The organism is Halostagnicola sp. A-GB9-2, assembly GCF_030068615.1.
Classification (GTDB): Archaea; Halobacteriota; Halobacteria; order Halobacteriales; family Natrialbaceae; genus Halostagnicola.
The window spans coordinates 78,733-92,181 of sequence record NZ_JASJOC010000013.1; the positions used below are offsets into that span (position 1 = coordinate 78,733).

The window sequence follows — 13,449 nt, forward strand, 5'->3', positions numbered from 1 at the left end:
CCTGAACGCTTATTCACGGCAGGGTACAACGATTCGTATGAGGTCATCTTCGAATTCCGCTTCGGCCACCGTCGACCAGCCGGCGCCGACGGAACGGCTGGATACTCGGCGGCAAGCGGTCTTTGTTATCCTCACGTTTCTCGGGATGGTCGGTGGACTCCTCGGGAGCTGGTTCGGTGCGCCACCGTGGTTCGTCTGGGGCGCGTACGGAGCTGCGTACGTGTTCGGTGGCTGGTATGGGCTCAAAGAGAGCATCAAAGCCCTTCGGGAACCGGCAGTGGAGATCGATCTGCTGATGATCATCGCCGCACTCGGTGCGCTCTACATTGGCGCGCCGTTCGAGGGGGCGATGTTGCTGTTCCTGTTTTCGCTGTCGGGCGTCCTCGAGGAGTACGCGATCGGCCGCTCGCGAACGGCGATCAAATCGCTGGTCGGCATGCGTCCGGAGTCGGCGCAGATTCTTCGCGATGGGTCGGAAGCGACGACGCCGATCGAGGACGTCGAGGTCGGCGACGTGTTCGTCGTTCGCCCTGGCGAACGACTACCGCTCGACGGTGTCGTTGAGTCCGGCGAGAGTACGGTCGACCAGTCGTCGCTCACCGGTGAGTCGGTTCCCGTGACGAAAGAACCCGGCGACGAGGTCTTCAGCGGGACAATCAACGAGACGGGCAGCCTCGAGGTACGAGTCACTCGAGAGGCTACGGAGTCGGCGATCTCTCGGCTCATCACCATGGTCGAGGAGGCACAGGAGAAACGAGCACCGACCCAGCAGCTTATCGACCGCTTCGAGCAGCCCTACGTATTGGCCGTCTTCGCGATGACCGCCATCGCGATCGCGCTCCCGCTCTGGCTGCTGGATCACTCGTTCGAGCCGACGTTCTACCGCGCGATGACGCTCATGGTTGCCGCTTCTCCCTGTGCGGTCATCATCTCGACGCCGGCGGCCGTCCTCTCGGCAATCTCAACCGGCGGCCGACAAGGGGTCCTGTTCAAAGGTGGCGAACACATTGAGACGGCAGGGAACGTCGACGCAATCGCGTTCGACAAGACGGGGACGCTGACGGAAGGCAACACGCGGTTGACCGACGTCCGCGCTCGTGAGGACGCCCTGTCCACCGACGGCGGTGCGGTCAGTAGCAACCTGCTTGCAGACAGTGCCCTCGAGAACAACTCGCTAGCCGATGATCGACTGCTCTCAATCGCAGCGGCCGTTCAGGCCCGGTCGGAACACCACCTCGCCGAGGCGACCGTCGAGGCTGCCGAAGAGCAGGGGCTCGAGGTGCCCGACGCGGACGACTTCGAGGCGGTCGTCGGCAAGGGCGTCCACGCGACCGTCGACGGCCAGACGATTCACATCGGAAACCCGCGGTACGTCGAGACTGTCCTCGACGATCAGCCGATCAACGGCCGCGAGACAGGACTTGACGCGGTTCGCAACCTCGAGGGCAACGGGAAGACGAGCGTCCTCGTCGTGAGCGAAACTGCCGATGACCTGCGCGTCCTCGGCTGGCTGGCCTTCACCGACACGATCCGCCCCGACGCGGCCGAGATGATCTCAAAACTCCGCGAGCGCGGCGTCGAACAGATTGTCATGCTGACGGGCGACAACGAGCGGGTCGCCCAGTACATTGGCGAGGAACTTGGCATCGACGAGGTGTACGCGGAGTTACTCCCCGAGGAGAAAGTCGACCACATCGAGGAACTACAGGAGCGCCACGAGGCTGTCGCAATGGTCGGCGACGGCGTCAATGACGCGCCCGCGCTCGCGACGGCCGACATCAGTGTCGGCATGGGTGGGGCAGGGACCGACGTAGCGCTCGAGACGGCCAATATCGTCCTCATGTCGGACAAACTCGATCGGCTCCCCTACGCGTTTGCACTCAGCAAGGAGACACGACGCACGCTGTACATCAACTTCGCTATCGCGTTCGGCGCCATCGCTATTATGGTGATCGCGATCCTCACCGCCGGGATTCCGCTGCCGGTCGCGGTGATCGGCCACGAGGGATCGACCGTTCTCGTCAGTCTAATCGGGTTACGTCTACTCCGATTCGGTGACTGAGACGAAATTATGGGCTGGGTTTCCGGTCCAATTCGACTGGAACGTGTTTCTCAACCGAAGGCAGTGGTCCGTACAACGGGACGTGCCGACCGAACACGAAAGCGCACACTCTTGTGTATCACGCCCAAAATTGTATGCATGGGATTTCACACGTTCCCCGTTGAGCGCGCCGATAAACTCGAGGACCCGTCGCGGTACCGTTTCTGTTCGCGCGAGGAACTGGTCGAGATGCTCGCGCCGGAGACCGAGGACGTCGTCGCGGATCTGGGCTCGGGAACGGGTTTTTACTCGCGGGACATCGCGCCGTTCGTCGATACGTTGTACGCGGTCGACCTGCAGGAGGAGATGCACGAGTACCATCGCGAGGAAGAACTCGCGGCGAACGTCGAACTGGTCACGGCCGGTATCGATTCGTTGCCCTTCGAGGATGACGAGCTGGACGGTGCCTTCTCAACGATGACACACCACGAGTACGCAACGGACGAAACGATGGCAGAGCTCGCCCGCGTGATTCGGCCGAATGGCCGCCTCGTCACCGTCGATTGGTCGGCCGACGGGACGGGTGAGGACGGCCCCGATGTCGACGAACGGTTCGGAGTCGACGAGGTCGTCGATCAGCTCGAGGACGCTAGCTTTACCGTCGAGCGCGTTTACGACCGTCTGGAGACGCTGGCGGTCGTTGCTCGTCGGTAACGTCTCGCCGAGCTGTCTGGCGGTGGACCGACTTCTCGACTCGCTCGATCGGCGATAATTGACTACAGCTGTCCGTCTCAGAGTCTGACCAAGGGACGACGATTTCGATGACGCTTCCCGCAGTCGGCGTATACGATCTCGATCCCGACCCCGATCGTGCGCCGCAACGAAACCCGCCAGCGACTAGGAACGAGCGCGTGTGAGTTTAACGGCACTGGACGTCGCGATGGTCCGTATGGGAACGATCGACGAAACGTTCGATTTTCTTGTGATCGGCTCGGGGTCGGGACTGGACGTCGCGAGCGCTGCGGCCGCTCACGGTCAGTCGGTCGCCGTCGTCGAGAAAGGGCCGCTCGGCGGCACCTGCCTCAACCGGGGCTGTATCCCTTCGAAGAAACTCCTGTACCACGCCGAGGTGATGAAGACCGTCGAGCGCGCCGACGAGTTCGGTATCCACGCCGACGTAACCGACGTCAACTTCGCCGACATCGTCCGCGAGGTGAACGAGGACGTCACCGAAAGCGCTGAGTCGATCCACCACGGGTTACGAACGTCGACCCAGCACACGCTCCTCGAGGGCGAAGGGCGATTCGTCGACGACCGAACAATCGAGATCGGCGACGGCCCCGACGTCGGTTCGCGCGCCCACGCCGAGACGGTCCTCATTGCAGCCGGGACGCGACCGACGGTTCCGCCGATCGACGGCCTCGAGGACGTCGACTATCTCACCAGTACGGAGGCACTGGGACTCGAAGCGCCGCCCGACGACCTCATCATCGTCGGCGGCGGCTACATCGCGGCCGAACTCGCGCACTTTTTCGGCACGTTCGGGAGCGACGTCTCAATCGTAGGTCGTCGCCCGCACCTCCTGCCGCAGGCGGACGAGGAGGTCGCTACAGCGTTCACCGACCGTTACGCCGACCGGTTCGACGTCTACACGGGCTACGAAGCCGTCAGTGCGTCCGAGTCCAACGGCGAGATCGAGGTCGAAGCGCGACCGTATCCGGCCGCGTGGCCTGACTTGACCGAACACGAGGACGCGACCGTCACCGGCGACACGCTGTTGATCGCGGCGGGTCGGCGGCCAAACACAGATCTGCTGAACCTCGAGGCGACCGGCGTCGAGACCGACGAACGAGGGTTCGTCGCAACCGATGAGTATCTCCGTACGACAGCCGAGGGCGTCTGGGCGCTCGGCGATATCGTCGGCGAATACCTGCTGAAACACAACGCGAATCACGAAGCCGGAACCGTCGTCCGGAATCTGTTCGGCGACGACCTCGAACCGGTCGACTACACGGCGATGCCCTTCGCAGTCTTCGGCTCGCCGGAGGTGGCCGGCGTCGGCGCCACGGAGCAAGAATTGCAGGCGGACGACCGCGATCACGATCGCGAGTACGCCACACGGACGTATCGGTACGAGGACACCGCCCGCGGGAGCGCGATGAAGGTCGAGGGATTCGTGAAAGTCCTCATCGAGCCGAACGGGATGATTCTCGGCTGTCACATCGTCGGTCCCGAAGCGTCGAATCTCATCGAGGAAGTCGTTGTCGCGATGAAAGCGGGGACCGGAACCGTCTGGGATATTCGCGAGTCGGTTCACGTCCATCCCGCGCTCTCGGAGGTCGTCGATCGGGCCTTTGCGGGACAGTTCGTCCGTCGTGGGCCCGAGGCACACGACCATCACGGTCACGAGCACGACCATCACAACTGAGCGCCGTTCGAGTCCTCGTCTCCACGCGTCGTGAACAATCGCGAGCGTTTGACACACCCGAAGAATGCAGGGATCGACGATGATCGCGTTTTTCGTCGCGGCGTTGACGACACCGATCGGTGCCTTCGTCGCCTATCCCCTGGTGAGCCGGTTGGGCGAAAGTCAGCTTGGTCTCCTGCTCGGGTTCGTCTCCGGGGTACTGATTTACGTCTCTGCAGCCCACCTGCTCCCGGAGGCACGGACCTACGAGACGGAACACTCGATGCTCGCCCTCCTGGCCGGCGTGGCGCTGGCGTTGGTCATCGGGTTCGCACGGGCGATGTGAGCTGTTCATCGCTCATCGTTCGGCGCTCATCGCGTTTTCGACCAGCCCGTCGCACCTCGTCGTCCAGGCAACCACACACTGCTCGACAGAACGACGGAACGCGTCGGGCCACCGATCGGCTCGCGGCCGTGATACGACGTGTCCCGTTGACCGGTCGTCGTCAGTAGACGACGAGCGCTAGATAGAGCTGGCTGACTCCGGCGACGATCATCACGGCTCCGGCGAGTCGCTTCAGATGGCCAGCGTACGCCGCGAGTCGTCCCGCACTCGCGACCAGCCCCATCCCGGTCGCGACAGTCATCCCGAGCATCAACATCACGACGCTGCCCACGTACGTCACCACCACGACTGCCGCTGCGTCGGCCGACAATGACAGCGCGCGGGCGACCACGGCGAGAAACACGGGGGCGACACACCCGGCTGCAGCGAGCGCGTAGCCGGCCCCGAATATTCCGAACCCGAGCACGCTCGAGCGGCGTTCTGGAAGCGGGATCGACAGCGACGGTACCCACCCCAGAATGACGAGCACCCCGAAACCCACCAGCAACCCGCCGACGAGCGACTCGAAGAACGTGAGTCGTGAGACCGTCGACTGGCCGAGCCAGAACGTCGCTCCCAGGAGGACAGCAAGCGTCCCCATCACACCGATGCCGGCGACCCCACCGCGGAGGAGCGCGCCACCGAGCGTCGCGTCGTCACCGTCGGTCTGACTGACGTAGAACCCGACGTACCCCGGCAGTAACGGATACGCACACGGACTGAAGAAGGTTGCAAGACCTGCAGTAAGTCCGAACCCGATCGCCGAGAGGAACGCGGCGTCGAGCATCGGTTACGTCGCTACCTCCGCCTCGAGCGCTCGTTCGATCCCTGCGACGAGTTCGTCTGCGGTTTTGACACCGGAGTCGGACCACTGAACGCGTCCGTCCGTATCGATCGCGACGGCGGAGGGGTAGCCGCCCGCGAGATACCGCGCGGTCAGTTCGGCAGTCGGGTCGAGGCCGAGCAGCCAGTCACCGTCGTGTTCGTCCCACCAGTCGACTAGTTCGTCCTCGGTGACGGACGAGCCGACCGCCTCGTTCGTGACCGAGAGAAACAGCACGTCCGATCCAATGCGATCGTTCGCCTCGGCCAGTGCGGGCATCTGCTCGATACACGGCGGACACCACGTCCCGAAGAAATCGACGAACGTCACCCGCTCGGTCGCCGGAATCCGAACCTCGCCAGCCTCGCTGCCAGGCGCCTCGACCGTTTCTATCGTGATCGGATCGGGAGCCGTCGTCCCCGCTCCATCCGTCGCTTCCGGGTCGTCGCTCTCGGTTTCGAACGAGGGTACCCCACGGACCGCCAGTACGCCCCCACCACCGACGACCCCGACACTGGCGAGACCAGCGAGGACGTCTCGCCGTCGCATCTACGCCGTCACCACCGTTTCGAAGTCGTCGACCACCTGCGACGGGTCGACGGTCGCTCCGTCCGGATACACACGCTCGATGCGTCCCTGCTCGTTGACGAGGAAGATGTAGTTGTAGTGGGGAAACATATACTCGAGATTCTCGTACTCGTCGGCGTCCCGTTTCTCGAGTGGCAGTCCGAACTGTTCAGTGAGGCTCGCTTTTGCATTCTCGTATCGGTTCGGACGCAAGAAGTGCCAGTTACCGGCAACGAGATCGGCCCCTTGTTGGTCAGCGTACGCTCGCAACTCGGCTTCGGTGTCGCGTTCGGGGTCGAATGTCATCGCGAGGAATGCAGCGTCGTCCCCGTACCCTTCTTTGGCCGCAACCTCCTGGGCTCGTCGTAACCGCAAGAGAAGCGCGGGACACGCGCCGTCCGGACACGACGTATAAAAGAACGTCATCAGCGTAGTACGCTCGCCGACGAACTGCTCGGTTGAGACGGTCTCACCCGTCAGCGGATCCGGAAACTCGACCGCTGGAAACTCCTCACCGTAGCTCGGATGCGACGCCTCGCTCAAATCCTGTTCTGGTGGCCCAAGTATGACGCCATCCGCGTGTGCTCGATTCGACTCGTCATCACCGGACGACAGCGACTCGAGACAGCCTGCAGTGGCGACGAGACTCGAGGCGACGATCGATCGGAGGCATGTACGCCGATTCATAGCTCGGTATTTCGATTCGGCTGATAAACGCTATCCGACGATTCCCTGGCTCGGAAAAATTGGTGTGTAGCGGGGATAAAACTATCTCCGGCGAAACTCGTATTACTGTTTCCAAAGCGATAGCAGTACGAGAACCATGCCGCTCGAGACTATGATCCCCTGTACGAGTGCTGCGGACGCGATCGTCGTTCCGAATACCTGATAGATGAGCCCCTCACAGATTGCGCCGACGCCAATGAAAACGAATCCGCCGGAAACGTACAGCATGGGCGTCTGTCCGCTTCGCCGGTAGCCGTGATACGCGAGGTACGCAACCACGAGGCTCAAGACGAGCGTAATTAGCTTGGCCATCAGAAACGACACTTCCACTAGTCACCACCCCGGAGATCGCTCCATAGCGACGTGAAATTGTCCGCGAGTTCGTCGCGCGTTTCGATCGTCAACGAGAGTTGGCCGTCGCTGATCTCGACGTGAAGTTCCTCGAGTGATGTTTCGAACTCGCTTCGGTGAGAGCCGTCCGAGTCGACGGTGTGGTGCTCCTCGACGAGATCGTGTTCCTGCAACGTCGAGACTCGGCGATAGATCGTCGTCAATGAGGCATCGCACTCCTCGCTGAGCGTTTTCGCAGTCTTCGGTCGATCGGCTGCAAGAAGAATCTTCCGTGCGTACTCGTCCGCAAGAATTTGGAATATATCAACCGAATCTGCGGTGCCTCCGTGTTGCACGCAATACATTCTATTAATCACGCTCAAATAGGCCACGGTTTGCTGGTTCAGCAAATCACCGAGAGCGTCTTATACTTGCGTCAGCGTATACACTCGGCGTTTCACCAGTTATCATATCGAGTCCTGTGATAATCAACGAACTGCTGACATGGTTATTTGAGATCAGTCGGAATACATCGAGTTATGGATCCGACGGTCGAACGGCGATGTCACTTCTTGTTCGCTCTCTCGTTAGTACTCCTGACGTTCGGGATCGGATACTGTGTTATCGTCGGTACGTGTCTGGCCGACTTCATTATCGTCATCGCGGGCCTTTTCGTCGGTTGGGTGGCGTTGTTTTACTGTCTCGGTAACGCCTCGTTCTGGGGATGATTGCGGAGACCAATTTCCATATGATCCGTCGCTCGACGTTGTCACGACGTTCGTTCTATTCCGGTCCACAATGTCTATCCGTGTCATCCACATAGAGTGCTCGCATGGATTCAAAGACTGCGTCACGACGGTCGCTATTCGGCCTTGCAGGCGCGGCGAGCCTCTGCTGTCTGGCGCTTGCTCCTGGCGCTGTTGGGCTGGCAGGCGGTGGCGCCGCGGCTGGACTAGGCGCCGGCCTCGGACAGATCATCGTGACGGTGCTGACGCTGGGAGTCATCGGATTCGTCGTCCGCTGGCGGGCGGGCTGTTCGGCATGCGAGTAATTCAAGCGAGCCGTCGTCATCACTCTTCAGCGTGCGTTTCGAGGACGTCGACGAGCGTGTCTGCGGACTGGAAGCCGTCATCGAGTCGGTCGACTTCCTCGCCGTCTTTTAGCACGACGAACGTCGGGACGCGTCGTACGGTGAACTCGTCGGCGAGGTCCGGAACGAGCCTGGCGTTTACCGTCACCACCGCACCTGTGGCGCTCCACGCGACTACACTGAGCACCGACCCCATGGACGCACAGATAGCACACCCGGACGTGACGAACTCGAGGAGCACGAGATCGTGGGCCTCGAGCAGGTCGTCGTACTCGGCCGCGTCGTTCAGCTGAATCGGCGTCTACGGTGCGTTCTCTGCAACACCAGTCGTTTCGTATACCGTGTCAGTCATTGAGATTTCTACGTGCCGGGACTATTTGAGGATTGTGCAATAATAACAAGATCTTCCCTCGCCCACCGTTATTTTGAGTTGCATTCCGAAGGACGATCGAAGGCCGATGACTGACGACACCGATACCGAGGAGGCAGCGGCCGATCCGGGGTGCGAGATGGGACAAGACACGTCAGAGTTGAGTACGGTCTTTGGCGACGCCTATCGCGGAGAGTTGGATGGTGAAACGACCTGGCGATACCGACTGGACCAGACGACGACGTGGAGCGTTACGATCATGGCTGCGATCCTCACGTGAGCGTTCTCGAGCCCCGACAATCCCCATTACGTCATTCTCGTCGGCGTGCTGGCCGTCGGCCTGTTTTGCTGGATCGAGGCTCGTCGGAACCGCGACTACGACGTCTACCGTTCTCGCGTTCGCCTCTTCCAGCAGGATCTCTTCACGAATGCGCTCGATTCGTCACGGGAGGTCGAACACGATGATTGGCGAACCGAACTGGGGGAAGATTACCGATACCCGACGTACAAGATTACGATGTTCGAGGCCGTGTCGAACCGACTTCGACGTATCTACTTCGCCCTGTTGCTCATCCCGGTCTCGCGTGGCTCTTTCGCGTGACGGCGTTCGTCACAGACGTCGCTCTCCCCGCCGCAGCAGTCGGAACGGTCCCCGGATCTGTCGTTCTCGGTGTCGTCGGAACGTTCTACGCGGCGTTACTCGTCGTAATGTTCTGGCCGCGCGAACGTGAGGCCAAAGGAGAGTTTCGTGAGGTCGAGGCTGGCGACTGGAAAGACACGGATTGATCGTCGATCACGCCTATGACGCACACGTCGGACACGAGCGTCGGTGGCGATCGTAAATCAACCCCGCAAGCAGTGCGACCGAGACCGCACCGAGCAGGGGCCGCAGAGGATCGAAGTACGTCATGATCGCGGACGAACCGAACAGCGCCAGAAGGACGGCGTTACAGATTGGACAGCTGACCGCCAGAAATCCGCCGACTAAACCGCCGAACGCCAGCCGATCCGTATCGGCTTCGCCGTTCTCACCGTGGCGATGATCGTGATTGAGGTCGTAATCGTAATCGCCGCCGTCGTCTCGGTCGGCTGCCTCGCCCTCAAGGTCACCAGCGTTGCGGACGTCAGTCGCCAGACGCTGGGCGACGTAGACGCCCGCGAGAAGTGCGGTCAGGGTGAGAAACAGATAATCGGAGCCCGTCCGTGGCACCATCCGAACGAAAAGCGGGTTCGGAACGAGTCCGGTGACGAGACCGAACAGGGCGAACACGCCCATCGACGTGATGGCTCCCCGGACGACCGCCCGCCGGTTCGCGCCGAGTAATCGGTGGTGTCCTCTTCTTGTCACTGTGATCCCTCCAGCGAGACGACGCACTGTTCGGGATGGCCTGCTCGTCCGAGAAAGAACAACAAGAGTGTGAGACCCCCGAGTTGGAGGAACGTGCCGTCGAACGGCAGTAGTGTCAGTCCGCCGGCAAACCCGAGGAAGGCGAGCAGACCTGCCCCACAGCTCGCACAGCCGGATGCGACGAGGCCCGGAAGGATGCCGGATACACTCGTCGCACCCGAGAGGCCAACGAGCCGAAGCTGTGCGACGGCGTTGACGACGGAAACGCCGGTCAGGAGCGCGTAAGACACGATAATCGCCAGCCCCGTGATGCCGTCGGTTAGGTATACGGACTCCGTCAGAGAGACGAGGACGTAATCGAACCAGTGGAGGCCGTCGCCCAACAGTTGCAGCGCGAACTCCGGCATCGTACTCAGTATCAACAGGCTATAGGTGCCGACCGTAACGAGGACGAAGCCGACCGTCCCGCGCCAGGACTCGAACGGATACCGTAGCGCATCCGAAAGGTTCCGGCCAAATCTGGCGGTCGAGTCGTTCCAGTTCATAACACCTTCACCCAGTTTGTGGACAGACATCTTCCGACGGGTTTCATGGACCGACGGTCGCCACTGGGCTTCGAGGACGGGCGACTCACGATTCGTCTCCGAACTGTCTCGAGCGTGCTCGATACCACGAGTAGGTGTCTCGTCGCACGATTACCACAAAGGTACTCCTCCGTTTTGCTGACTCAGCAAATCGGCACGTCGGTTACGAGGAAGCGATGTGAACCAGCAACCGAACACGAATGTCGCTTGATCAAACGACCCGTCGGGCCGTGCTCGCCGGTTCGACCCTCGCGCTCGGTGGTGGTGGTGTCTACTATCTCTCCCGCTCGGACGATACCGACGACAGTAGCTCCCTTTCGCCGACGATGCACGCGAGCGAAGAGACGTCAGCACTCGGCATCGACCTGGCGGGAAAACCGATCATGGGCGATTCGGACGCACCGATCGAGATCTACTACTGGACCGACTTCCAGTGTCCGATATGTGAACAGTTCGAGCGGGAGACGCTCTCCGAACTCGTCTCGGAGTACGTCGAGTCCGGTGAACTTCGTCTCGTCTTCGTCACGCTCCCTTTCTTTGGCCCGGATTCGATGACCAGCGCTATCGCCTCCAGGTGCGTCTGGGAGCAGGTCCACGAATCGGACCCGTATGCCTACTGGGACTGGCATGCTGCGGTCTTCGCCGAACAGGGCGAGCGCAATTCGGGATGGGCCAGCGCCGACAGCCTCCTCGAAATCACCGACTCGGTTCCGGACGTCGACGCCGCCGAACTCGAGGCGTGTCTCAAGGACGAGCGCTCGGAGTTTGAAGATGCGGTCGAAGCCGACGCGGAACAGGCAAGGGCGTTCGACATCCGCGGGACACCGACGTTCGTCGTCTTCGACCCGGAAACGGAGGCGGCTGGGACGCTAGTTGGCGCCCAGCCACTAGAGCGGTTCGCAGACGCACTCGAGCAGATACGAGAAGCGTAGCGAGAAGTCCACGGCTGAAGTTCCGAACTGACGTGCAACGGTTGTCGATTCTTGCGTTCCATTACTGCAGCGAAGGAGCTCGTCAGAAACTTGTGTGGAGGATCGATCGCGTCGCTGTTCCGTTCGGTCGCTGTTTCTGAACGTCCAAAGAGGAATACCAGGTCCGGTCCACAAAGATAGTCTGTCTAATGCCTAATGCCGTTTATGAGGCCGTCTGGTGATAGAGATCTTTATAAATAATGATCTGACACGTCGTGTGTTCCTTGGAGCGAGTGGCGCAGTTAGTATGGCAGCACTGGCAGGATGCGGAGGACCTGGAGAAGAAAACGACACGGACGAGGAGGAGCCGGACGGAGCGGATAATGGCGAGGCCGACGACGAGTGGGAAGATGTCGACGAGTTCTACTTCGAAGGCCATGTCGAGGCGTGGACCGGGCTGGAACCCGGTATCATCGACGGCGAGGACAATCCAACTATCACGCTCATCGAGGGGAACGAATACGACTTCAGGTGGATCAATGCCGACGGCGTGACGCATAATCTAGAGATACGAGACGAGGATGACGAGATCATTGACGACTATCAAAGCGACGACGTCAGCGAAGAAGGCGAAGAGACGACCCTCGAGGGTGTAGTTGCCTCTGAAGAGATGTCGGTGTACATTTGTACGTACCACGAATCGACCCAGGTCGGAGATATCGAGGTTCAGACGGACTGATTGCCGAGCTCTTCCCGTGAACTCGTTTCACTCACTTTCTCGATGGGAGGAGGGAATAGTTTATACTATTGGGGATACAATACATATCTATAATGCAACAATCGGAACCGACAGTTGACAGTATCGGAATCGTTCTCGAGACTGCAGATCCCGAACGCGCCTGGAATGCGCTACGGTTCGGTATTACGGCAGTCGAGAACGGACACGACGTGTCAGTATTCCTGCTGGGAGAAGGCGTCGAGGCCGAGGAGATCACTGATGACCAATTCGACGTTCGTGACCGAATGGAAGCGTTCGTCGATGTCGGTGGTGACCTGCAGGCGTGTGGAACGTGTCTCGAGATTCGCAACAGCGAGGAAAGCGAGTACTGTCCGATGTCGACGATGTCGGATCTGCTCGAGATCGTGAGGGCGGCTAATCGCGTGCTGACGATCGGTTAGTAAGTGCAGAGTGACATCCAGTACAGTGCTCAGACCTCTTTGTGCTACTCACTCGTCCCGCCGTAGTCGCTCACGTCGTTGCTTGAACTCTTCGTCCGAGATATCGCCGCGGGCGTAGGCGAGTCGGAGTTCCTCGAGAGCCGGGTCATCTTCGGTGCGAGTCGAGCGGACGATGGCCCTGTACACTAGGTAGCCGACGACGAGGAGCACCAGGAGGGGGACCCAGCCAACTAACCACCTTCCCGGGCCAGTCCACGCGCCATCATTCCACATGTGCCCGCCGCCCCACATCCTCATCATCGGCCAAGGCGACAGCCATCAGGACCAGCGGGACGAGTGTGACGAGCACCGCGATGAACAATACCGTTCGGAGGAGCGTCGTGTCGTCGGCCATACGTGGCGATTCGACCGCCCTCATGATAAATTCCGGTCACAATTTCGACGCCGTCACAATATCGCTACGGTTCGAGACGCGACGGGCTGGGCCGGCATTCAGGCCGGTGGGACGAGCATCACGTTTCCGTTCGCCTGTGCGACGAGATCCTCGGAGACGCTGCCGAGCAGCAGTCTACGAAGCCGACTGTGACCACGCGAGCCGACGAGGATCGTCGTCGGGTCGACGGTGTCTTCGACGGCGAGGATTTCGTCTGCAGGATCGCCCTGTTGAACCTCGATTCGCGTCTCGATC

The 13,449-nt window shown here is 60.9% G+C and carries 18 protein-coding genes and 2 pseudogenes; 10 read left to right on the forward strand and 10 right to left on the reverse strand.

Going from position 1 to position 13,449, the window contains the following annotated elements; translation table 11 throughout:
- The first annotated feature begins 37 nt into the window (after positions 1–37).
- From QNM96_RS20085 to QNM96_RS20100, 4 genes are all read left to right on the forward strand, one after another.
- Positions 38–2,062, forward strand: a complete 2,025-nt coding sequence (locus QNM96_RS20085; protein ID WP_283838582.1) for a heavy metal translocating P-type ATPase — start codon at positions 38–40, stop codon at positions 2,060–2,062.
- A gap of 138 nt (positions 2,063–2,200) precedes the next feature.
- The gene (locus QNM96_RS20090; protein ID WP_283838583.1) at positions 2,201–2,755 is read left to right on the forward strand and encodes a class I SAM-dependent methyltransferase; all 555 of its coding nucleotides are present in this window, start codon (positions 2,201–2,203) and stop codon (positions 2,753–2,755) included.
- Positions 2,756–2,990: 235 nt separating this feature from the next.
- Complete coding sequence (locus QNM96_RS20095; protein WP_283838584.1) at positions 2,991–4,469, forward strand: dihydrolipoyl dehydrogenase; 1,479 nt, start codon at positions 2,991–2,993, stop codon at positions 4,467–4,469.
- A gap of 64 nt (positions 4,470–4,533) precedes the next feature.
- Positions 4,534–4,794: a hypothetical protein gene (locus QNM96_RS20100; protein WP_283838585.1), complete on the forward strand. Its 261-nt coding sequence runs from the start codon at positions 4,534–4,536 to the stop codon at positions 4,792–4,794.
- Positions 4,795–4,954: 160 nt separating this feature from the next.
- Here QNM96_RS20100 and QNM96_RS20105 read toward each other — a convergent pair whose 3' ends face one another.
- The 5 genes from QNM96_RS20105 to QNM96_RS20125 all read right to left on the reverse strand — a co-directional run bounded on the left by QNM96_RS20105 (position 4,955) and on the right by QNM96_RS20125 (position 7,635).
- Complete coding sequence (locus QNM96_RS20105; protein ID WP_283838586.1) at positions 4,955–5,620, reverse strand: cytochrome c biogenesis protein CcdA; 666 nt, start codon at positions 5,618–5,620, stop codon at positions 4,955–4,957.
- A 3-nt stretch (positions 5,621–5,623) separates the two neighbouring features.
- A complete protein-coding gene (locus QNM96_RS20110; RefSeq protein WP_283838587.1) occupies positions 5,624–6,205 on the reverse strand; it encodes a TlpA disulfide reductase family protein in 582 nt (193 codons plus the stop codon).
- Positions 6,206–6,910, reverse strand: coding sequence for an SCO family protein (locus QNM96_RS20115; protein ID WP_283838588.1), 705 nt, complete (start codon positions 6,908–6,910; stop codon positions 6,206–6,208).
- Positions 6,911–7,012: 102 nt separating this feature from the next.
- The gene (locus QNM96_RS20120) at positions 7,013–7,279 is read right to left on the reverse strand and encodes a hypothetical protein (protein WP_283838589.1); all 267 of its coding nucleotides are present in this window, start codon (positions 7,277–7,279) and stop codon (positions 7,013–7,015) included.
- Positions 7,279–7,635: a helix-turn-helix domain-containing protein gene (locus QNM96_RS20125; protein WP_283838590.1), complete on the reverse strand. Its 357-nt coding sequence runs from the start codon at positions 7,633–7,635 to the stop codon at positions 7,279–7,281. Before QNM96_RS20125 ends, QNM96_RS20120 begins: the two co-directional genes overlap by 1 nt.
- Before the next feature lie 183 nt (positions 7,636–7,818).
- Between QNM96_RS20125 and QNM96_RS20130 the strand changes: the two genes are divergently transcribed.
- The gene (locus tag QNM96_RS20130) at positions 7,819–8,007 is read left to right on the forward strand and encodes a hypothetical protein (protein ID WP_283838591.1); all 189 of its coding nucleotides are present in this window, start codon (positions 7,819–7,821) and stop codon (positions 8,005–8,007) included.
- A gap of 104 nt (positions 8,008–8,111) precedes the next feature.
- On the forward strand, positions 8,112–8,330 hold the full coding sequence (locus QNM96_RS20135) for a hypothetical protein (protein WP_283838592.1): 219 nt from the start codon (positions 8,112–8,114) through the stop codon (positions 8,328–8,330).
- Between the two features lie 19 nt (positions 8,331–8,349).
- On the opposite strand, the gene QNM96_RS20140 is transcribed toward QNM96_RS20135, so the two are convergent.
- Positions 8,350–8,664 carry a thioredoxin family protein gene (locus QNM96_RS20140; RefSeq protein WP_283838605.1) on the reverse strand — a complete coding sequence of 105 codons (315 nt, stop codon included), beginning with the start codon at positions 8,662–8,664 and terminating at the stop codon, positions 8,350–8,352.
- 163 nt (positions 8,665–8,827) lie between these two features.
- Between QNM96_RS20140 and QNM96_RS20145 the strand changes: the two are divergent.
- Positions 8,828–9,525 (forward strand): annotated as a pseudogene (locus tag QNM96_RS20145) (DUF2270 domain-containing protein).
- Between the two features lie 13 nt (positions 9,526–9,538).
- Here the strand turns inward: QNM96_RS20145 and QNM96_RS20150 are convergent.
- Together QNM96_RS20150 and QNM96_RS20155 are read right to left on the reverse strand one after the other, a co-directional pair.
- Positions 9,539–10,087 carry a hypothetical protein gene (locus QNM96_RS20150; RefSeq protein WP_283838593.1) on the reverse strand — a complete coding sequence of 183 codons (549 nt, stop codon included), beginning with the start codon at positions 10,085–10,087 and terminating at the stop codon, positions 9,539–9,541.
- Complete coding sequence (locus tag QNM96_RS20155) at positions 10,084–10,632, reverse strand: hypothetical protein (RefSeq protein WP_283838594.1); 549 nt, start codon at positions 10,630–10,632, stop codon at positions 10,084–10,086. Before QNM96_RS20155 ends, QNM96_RS20150 begins: the two co-directional genes overlap by 4 nt.
- A gap of 239 nt (positions 10,633–10,871) precedes the next feature.
- Here QNM96_RS20155 and QNM96_RS20160 point away from each other — a divergent pair, with 239 nt between their 5' ends.
- The 3 genes from QNM96_RS20160 to QNM96_RS20170 all read left to right on the forward strand — a co-directional run bounded on the left by QNM96_RS20160 (position 10,872) and on the right by QNM96_RS20170 (position 12,761).
- Positions 10,872–11,603: a DsbA family protein gene (locus QNM96_RS20160; protein WP_283838595.1), complete on the forward strand. Its 732-nt coding sequence runs from the start codon at positions 10,872–10,874 to the stop codon at positions 11,601–11,603.
- 286 nt (positions 11,604–11,889) lie between these two features.
- Positions 11,890–12,321 carry a PKD domain-containing protein gene (locus QNM96_RS20165; RefSeq protein ID WP_283838596.1) on the forward strand — a complete coding sequence of 144 codons (432 nt, stop codon included), beginning with the start codon at positions 11,890–11,892 and terminating at the stop codon, positions 12,319–12,321.
- 92 nt (positions 12,322–12,413) lie between these two features.
- Positions 12,414–12,761: a DsrE family protein gene (locus QNM96_RS20170; RefSeq protein ID WP_283838597.1), complete on the forward strand. Its 348-nt coding sequence runs from the start codon at positions 12,414–12,416 to the stop codon at positions 12,759–12,761.
- Positions 12,762–12,809: 48 nt separating this feature from the next.
- Here QNM96_RS20170 and QNM96_RS20175 read toward each other — a convergent pair.
- Positions 12,810–13,155, reverse strand: a pseudogene (locus QNM96_RS20175) (SHOCT domain-containing protein).
- 98 nt (positions 13,156–13,253) lie between these two features.
- A partial coding sequence (locus tag QNM96_RS20180; protein ID WP_283838598.1) for a universal stress protein occupies positions 13,254–13,449 on the reverse strand: 196 nt, incomplete at its 5' end.

Coding starts and splice junctions, on each gene's coding strand:
- QNM96_RS20085 (WP_283838582.1), top strand. CDS start 38: ATGAGGTCATCTTCGAATTCCGCTTCGGCCACCGTCGACCAGCCGGCG.
- QNM96_RS20160 (WP_283838595.1), top strand. CDS start 10,872: ATGTCGCTTGATCAAACGACCCGTCGGGCCGTGCTCGCCGGTTCGACC.
- QNM96_RS20110 (WP_283838587.1), bottom strand. CDS start 6,205: ATGCGACGGCGAGACGTCCTCGCTGGTCTCGCCAGTGTCGGGGTCGTC.
- QNM96_RS20095 (WP_283838584.1), top strand. CDS start 2,991: ATGGGAACGATCGACGAAACGTTCGATTTTCTTGTGATCGGCTCGGGG.
- QNM96_RS20165 (WP_283838596.1), top strand. CDS start 11,890: ATGGCAGCACTGGCAGGATGCGGAGGACCTGGAGAAGAAAACGACACG.
- QNM96_RS20105 (WP_283838586.1), bottom strand. CDS start 5,620: ATGCTCGACGCCGCGTTCCTCTCGGCGATCGGGTTCGGACTTACTGCA.
- QNM96_RS20170 (WP_283838597.1), top strand. CDS start 12,414: ATGCAACAATCGGAACCGACAGTTGACAGTATCGGAATCGTTCTCGAG.
- QNM96_RS20090 (WP_283838583.1), top strand. CDS start 2,201: ATGGGATTTCACACGTTCCCCGTTGAGCGCGCCGATAAACTCGAGGAC.
- QNM96_RS20100 (WP_283838585.1), top strand. CDS start 4,534: ATGCAGGGATCGACGATGATCGCGTTTTTCGTCGCGGCGTTGACGACA.
- QNM96_RS20135 (WP_283838592.1), top strand. CDS start 8,112: ATGGATTCAAAGACTGCGTCACGACGGTCGCTATTCGGCCTTGCAGGC.
- QNM96_RS20130 (WP_283838591.1), top strand. CDS start 7,819: ATGGATCCGACGGTCGAACGGCGATGTCACTTCTTGTTCGCTCTCTCG.
- QNM96_RS20115 (WP_283838588.1), bottom strand. CDS start 6,910: ATGAATCGGCGTACATGCCTCCGATCGATCGTCGCCTCGAGTCTCGTC.
- QNM96_RS20155 (WP_283838594.1), bottom strand. CDS start 10,632: ATGAACTGGAACGACTCGACCGCCAGATTTGGCCGGAACCTTTCGGAT.